Here is a 6,091-nt window from a genome sequence, read left to right as displayed (position 1 = left end):
CGCTCGTCCTATCCCCCACCCCCCCCCGCGCCGGGTCCCGGGGGGTTTCGTCGCCGCCCGCGGGGGGGGGGGGGGGGGGGCCCGACGATCCTGCCTGACGGGTCCGGACTCGCGACTGTCCGGAGCCCGGTGCGGTCCGCGGAACCGCACCTCCCGGGAGCCGGAGCCGCGAAACACCTTTCCCGGGCGCTGGAACGAGCGTACGACTGAATCGAACACTCGTTCTAACTACCCCGACAGTACACCTCCCCCCCGACGAAAATGCAACGTGTGGCGCGCCGGGACACGCCGGAGGCGGGTTCGGATTCTCAGCCGGGGCACAGCATCGGCAAAGGGGGCACCGAACTCCCCACCCCAAGGTTGAGGTCATGAACGTGAGCCGTACCGAAAAGACTCTCTGGTGACCGCCGCCGTGGCCGACCGGCGGACCGTGCGCCGCGCCCTGCCGACGGTCCCCGCCTGGTGGGCGGACGTCGCCGGCAGCCTCGCGGTGCTCAGCCTGCTGGTGGTCACCGCCCTCTGGACCGCCGACCGGGGCGTGCAGGAGCTGCTGGGCGGGATGGCCACCGGGCTCACCTCGCTCGGCCGGCTCGCCGGTCTGGTCAGCGCCGACCTGATGCTCATCCAGGTGGTGCTGATGGCCCGGGTGCCGCTGATCGAGCGGAGCTTCGGCCAGGACCGGATCGCCCGCTGGCACCGGCTCGCCGGCTTCACCTCCTTCAATCTTCTCCTCGCCCACGTGGCGCTGACCGTCCTCGGGTACGCCGGCACCGCCCGGCAGGGCGTGCTGTCCGAGACCTGGGACCTGGTCGTCACGTACCCGGGGATGCTGCTGGCCACCGCGGCCCTGGCCCTGCTGGTGCTGGTGGTGGTGACCTCGGTCCGGGCCGCGCGCCGCCGGCTGCGCTACGAGTCCTGGCACCTGCTGCACCTGTACGCGTACCTGGGCATCGCGCTGGCGCTGCCGCACCAGCTCTGGACCGGCGCCGACTTCCTCGCCTCGCCGCTGGCCCGCGCCTACTGGTGGACCGTCTACCTGCTGGCGCTGGCCAGCGTGCTGGTCTACCGGCTGGCGCTGCCCGCCTGGCGATCGGCGCGGCACCGGATCGAGGTGGCCGCGGTGGTGCCCGAGGCGCCCGGGATCACCTCGGTCTGGCTGCGCGGGCGCCACCTGCACCGGCTGCCCGCCCGGGCCGGGCAGTTCCTGCTCTGGCGGTTCCTGGACGGCCCCGGCTGGTCCCGGGCGCACCCGTACTCACTGTCCGCGCCGCCCAACGGGGACCTGATGCGGATCACGGTCAAGGACCTCGGCGACGACAGCTCCCGGGTGGCGACCCTGCGCCCCGGCACGAAGGTGCTGGTCGAGGGGCCGTACGGGCGGCTGACCGGGGAACACTGGCGGGGCGGCGGGATCACCATGCTGGCCTGCGGGGTCGGGATCACCCCGCTGCTGGCGCTGCTCTGGGAACTGCCGTACGCCCCCGGCGAGGCGGTGCTGCTCTACCGCGCGCGTACCGGAGCGGACCTGGCCTTCCGGGCGGAGCTGGACCGGCTCGCCGCGGAACGCGGGCTGGTCGTGCACTACCTGGTCGGCCCCCGGGCGGCGCGCCCGAGCTGGCTGCCGGCGTACGCCGAGGGGATGTCCGACGCGGAGGCCCTGCGCCGGCTCTCCCCCGGCGTCACCACCCACGACGTCTTCCTGTGCGGACCGGACGGCTGGGTCGACGCCGCCCGCGCCGCGACCCGTGCGGCGGGCGTCCCCGACGCGCACACCCACCACGAACGCTTCGCCTGGTGAAAGGCGCGAAAGGAGGATCCGTGCGACGGATCACCATCTGGCTGCTCTCCACGGTGGCCGCGCTGGTGCTGCTGTTCAGCTACAAGACCAGCACCATGGGCGCGGGCGGGGAGAACAGCGCGATCGCCTCCGGCCCGGACGGCTCGGCCGGCAACGGCAGCTCCTGGACCGGCACGGACGACGGCTCCGGCTCGTCGAGCGGCGGCACCTCGGGCTCGTCGAGCGGCGGCACGTCGAGCGGCGGCGGCAGCACCTCGGGCGGCAGCGGCACGGCCACCGGCTCGGTGGCGCAGACCCGGTGGGGGCCGGTGCAGGTGAGGATCACCGTCTCGCACGGGAAGATCACCGACGTCACCGCGGTGCAGGTGCCCGACGGCAACCACCGGGACCAGGAGATCAACGACTACGCGGTGCCGATCCTGCACCAGGAGGCGCTGGCCGCGCAGAGCGCCCAGATCGACACCGTCTCCGGCGCCACCGTCACCAGCGACGGGTACCGGGAATCGCTGCAGTCCGCGCTCGACGCGGCGCACCTGAAGTGAGGACGCGATGAACCTGACCAGGGAACTCGACCGGCGCGCCTGGGTGGTGCAGGTGATGGGGCTGCCGGTCAGCGTGCACCTGCGCGGGCCCGAGGTGCGCACCGACGCGGTCGCGGAGCGGGTGGAGCGGGTCTTCGCCGAGCTGCGCGGGGTGGACGCGGTGTTCAGCACGTACCGGCCGGACAGCGTGCTGGGCCGCCTCGGCGGGGCGCTGCCCGACCCGGCCACCGCCGACCCGGTGGTGCGCGAGGTGGTGGAGCGCTGCGAGGAGGCCCGGGTGCGGACCGGCGGGTGGTTCGACGCGCGGCGCCTGCCGCTGCCCGGCGGCGGCACCGGCTTCGACCCGTCCGGCCTGGTCAAGGGGTGGGCGGTGGAGCGGGCCGCGCGGCACCTGACCGATCTGCCCGGACATGACCTCTGCCTCAACGCGGGCGGGGACGTGCTGCTGCGGACCGCGCCGGGCCGGCCGGCCTGGCGGGTCGGGATCGAGGACCCGGACCGCCCCGAGCGGATGCTCGACGTCGTCGAGCGGGCGCACGGCGCCGTCGCCACCTCGGGCACCGCGCGGCGCGGCGCGCACATCACCGACCCGCGCGCCGGCCGCCCGGCCGAGGCCGTCCGGTCGGTCACCGTGGTCGGTCCCGAGCTGCTCTGGGCCGACGTGTACGCGACCGCGGCGGTCGCCCGCGGCGCGGACGCGCTGGACTGGCTGGCCACCCTGGACGGGTACGCGGCGCTGCTGGTGGACGCCGCCGGGCGGGTCCGGGCCACCCCGAACTGGCCCGGTTCCCGGCCCGCGGGTCAGACCCGCGCCGCGTAGTCGGGCAGGTCGGCCTCGGTGGTCGCCGCGCCGACGCTGCGGATCAGCATCGACTGGACCGGGCGGGCGGCCAGCAGCCGGTCCCGCAGCCACAGCCCCCAGCCGCTGGCCGGGGCGAGGAACTGGCCGGGGCTGGCGCCGCGCTGCCAGCGGCCCGCGTACCCGCGCATCCGCCGCTCGTACGCGGGCAGCGCGACCCGGTGGTCGCCGCCGGCCAGGGCCAGCTCGCCGGCGAGCACGTACGCCCCGACGAGCCCGATGCCGACCCCCATCCCGCCCAGCGTGACGCCCCAGGCCGCGTCGCCGAGCAGCACGCTGCGGCCGGTGTGCCAGCGGGGCACCCGCACCTTGGCGATCGCGTCGAAGTAGAGCTCCGGCGCGTCCCGCAGGCCGGCCAGCAGCCGCGGCACGTGCCAGCCCAGCCCGGCGAAGGCGGTGGTGATCAGCGCCTTCTGCCGCTCGACGTCGAGCCGGTCGTGGTCCTGCGGGGGGCCGGTGAAGACCACGAAGGCGGTGGCCCGGTCCGGCTCGCGCGGGTCGGCGGAGACGCTGGCCATCCGGCCGGGCACGTTGTACTGCCGGGGGACGGCGTCGGCAGCCAGGTCGTTGGGCAGGTCCCACCCGGCGAGGTGGTAGCCGAGGTGGGTCACGTACCCGGTCTCCGGGCCGAAGGCGAGCCGGCGCACCCCGGAGTGCAGGCCGTCCGCGCCGACCACCAGGTCGACGGTGCGCTCGTCGCCCCGGGCGAACGCGGCCCGCACCCCGTCGGCGGTCTCGGTGAGCGCGACGATCCGGTCGCCGAACCGGTAGTCCACCCGGTCGGCGCCGCGCTCGTACAGGATCCGGGACAGGTCCCGGCGGCGGACCTCCAGTTCGCCGCCGGCGAACTCCGCCGGCAGCCGGAAGATCTCCCGGCCGTGCGCGTCGACCCGACTCATCGCGCCGGCGTGGGTCTGCACCGCGCGCAACTCGTCGAGCACGCCCATGGCGGCAAGCACGCCGAGGTGGGTCGGCCCGCGGAAGTCGACGGCGAAGCCGCTGGTCCGCAGCGCCGGAGCGGCCTCGACCACGGTCACCTCGGCCCCGTGGCGGGCCAGCCACCAGGCCACCGCCGGACCCGCCACCCCGGCGCCGGAGACGAGTACGCGGAAGCCGCGCAGCGAAGAGGACATGTCTTACCCCCGGTGATTGAAACTGTGTCCGTCGGATACAGAGTACTGTAGACACAGTTTTGACCCGCGAACAAGAGGGGTGCGCGTGGAGACCGGTGGCGTCGACAAGAAACGGCTCTACGAGCTGTTGTGGGGCACGCCCAGCGGGCCGAGGCGGGGACCCCGCCCCACCCTCACCCTCGACGCCATCGCGCGGGCCGGCATCGCCATCGCCGACGCCGACGGGCTCGAGGGGCTGACCATGCAGCGGGTCGCCGAGTCGCTCGACGTCACCAAGATGGCCCTCTACCGGTACGTGCCGGGCCGGGCCGAGCTGGTCGCCCTGATGCTGGAGACGGCCATCGGCGGGCCGCCCCCGGCCCCGACCGGGGCCGACTGGCGCGGTCAGCTCGACGACTGGACCCGGCAGATCTTCGACCGGTTCCGCCGCCACCCGTGGGCACACGCCGCCACGGTCGCCCCCCGGGTGCCCGGGCCGAACGAGCTGGCCTGGCTGGAACGGGTGGTCGCCGCGCTCCAGGGCACCGGGCTGACCGGCGGCGAGCAGCTGGACGTCGCGGTGCTCCTGGTCGGCCACGCCCGCAACCTGGCCCAGCACTCGGTCGCCGGCACCGCCCCGGAGCAGGGCCGGGAGGCCGCGTTCGCGGTGCTGGTACGCGGCCGGGAGGAGCGCTTCCCCGCCCTGGACGCCGCGCTGCGCGCGATCCCCGCCGAGGCCCCCGGCGACCAGGCCCTCGACTTCGGCCTGGCCCGCATCCTCGACGGCATCCACGCCCTCATCACCACCCGCGCCGCCGGCCACCGCCCGCCGCAGGTCCCCCGGACGTAGTGGGACGGCCACCACGTCGGTGAATCAGTGCGGGTCCTGCGGGCACGGCGGGACACGGGGTGGGGCGCGGACGCCGGCGGCAGTGCGGCGGGGAGAATGAGCCGCATGCAGTCACACCCGAACGTGCAGGCGGTGCAGCGGGCGCTCGACGACGCGGGCGCGCAGGACGGTTCCGGCGGGGCCAGCCAGGTCCGGCTGCTGCCCGCGGCGGTACACACCGCCGCCGCGGCGGCCGAGGCGCTCGGCGTCGGGGTCGGCGCCATCGCCAACTCGCTCATCTTCGACGCCGACGACGCGCCGCTGCTGGTGCTCACCTCCGGCGCCCACCGGGTGGACACCGCCGGGCTGGCCGCGACCCTCGGCGTCACCCACCTGCGCCGGGCCACCCCGGAGTTCGTCAAGCGGCACACCGGCCAGGTGATCGGCGGGGTCGCCCCGGTCGGCCACCCCGGACCGCTGCGCACCGTGGTGGACACCGCCCTCGCCGGCTACGACGAGGTGTGGGCGGCCGGCGGCGTGCCGCAGGCGGTCTTCCCCACCACGTACGCGGAGCTGCTGCGGATCACCGCCGGCACGCCGGCCGAGGTGGCGTGACCGCCGTACCCGAACTGGTCACGCTGCACGTGTGGCGGGTTCCCCGGCGGGCGGTGCCCGGCGCGCTGCGGCGGATGGCGGCCCACCCGTGGCGGCTGCGCCGACTCCCGGGAGTCCGGTTCGCCAAGCTGCTCGGCACCGGGAGCGGCACCGGCTTCGGCCCGGGCGACGCCGACCCGACCCGCTGGGCGGCCCTGGTGGTCTGGGACTCCCCCGCCGCCGCGGCCGGCTTCGACGCCTCGCCGGTCGGGCGCTCCTGGGCCCGGATCGCCCGCGCCGCCGCCCGGGTGGAGCTGCGCCCGCTCACCAGCCGGGGCCAGTGGTCCGGGCGGCGGC

At 75.8% G+C, this 6,091-nt stretch carries 6 protein-coding genes and 1 pseudogene; 6 read left to right on the top strand and 1 reads right to left on the bottom strand.

The window, feature by feature from the left end; all coding sequences use genetic code 11:
* Positions 1-400: 400 nt before the first annotated feature.
* From ACWEVO_RS27445 to ACWEVO_RS27435, 3 genes are read left to right on the top strand one after another with little or no spacing between them, the layout of a single operon-like run.
* On the top strand, positions 401-1,798 hold the full coding sequence (locus ACWEVO_RS27445; RefSeq protein WP_452310386.1) for a ferredoxin reductase family protein: 1,398 nt from the start codon (positions 401-403) through the stop codon (positions 1,796-1,798).
* Positions 1,799-1,818: 20 nt separating this feature from the next.
* Positions 1,819-2,340: an FMN-binding protein gene (locus ACWEVO_RS27440; protein ID WP_452310385.1), complete on the top strand. Its 522-nt coding sequence runs from the start codon at positions 1,819-1,821 to the stop codon at positions 2,338-2,340.
* 7 nt (positions 2,341-2,347) lie between these two features.
* Complete coding sequence (locus ACWEVO_RS27435) at positions 2,348-3,160, top strand: FAD:protein FMN transferase (protein ID WP_452310384.1); 813 nt, start codon at positions 2,348-2,350, stop codon at positions 3,158-3,160.
* Here ACWEVO_RS27435 and ACWEVO_RS27430 read toward each other — a convergent pair.
* A complete protein-coding gene (locus ACWEVO_RS27430; RefSeq protein ID WP_452310383.1) occupies positions 3,142-4,332 on the bottom strand; it encodes an FAD-dependent monooxygenase in 1,191 nt (396 codons plus the stop codon). The two genes, ACWEVO_RS27435 and ACWEVO_RS27430, sit on opposite strands and share 19 nt — an antisense overlap.
* Before the next feature lie 85 nt (positions 4,333-4,417).
* On the opposite strand from ACWEVO_RS27430, the gene ACWEVO_RS27425 reads away from it, so the two are divergent.
* The 3 genes and pseudogenes from ACWEVO_RS27425 to ACWEVO_RS27415 form a co-directional block, all read left to right on the top strand.
* The gene (locus tag ACWEVO_RS27425; protein ID WP_452310382.1) at positions 4,418-5,161 is read left to right on the top strand and encodes a TetR/AcrR family transcriptional regulator C-terminal domain-containing protein; all 744 of its coding nucleotides are present in this window, start codon (positions 4,418-4,420) and stop codon (positions 5,159-5,161) included.
* A 105-nt stretch (positions 5,162-5,266) separates the two neighbouring features.
* The gene (locus ACWEVO_RS27420; protein ID WP_452310381.1) at positions 5,267-5,755 is read left to right on the top strand and encodes a YbaK/EbsC family protein; all 489 of its coding nucleotides are present in this window, start codon (positions 5,267-5,269) and stop codon (positions 5,753-5,755) included.
* A pseudogene (locus ACWEVO_RS27415) lies at positions 5,752-6,091 on the top strand (monooxygenase); the annotation flags it as partial. The gene ACWEVO_RS27420 and the pseudogene ACWEVO_RS27415, both read left to right, overlap by 4 nt.

Source organism: Micromonospora sp. NPDC003776 (genome assembly GCF_053605645.1).
The sequence above is the reverse complement of the archived record's forward strand: the minus strand, read 5'-3'. Positions and strand labels throughout refer to the sequence as shown.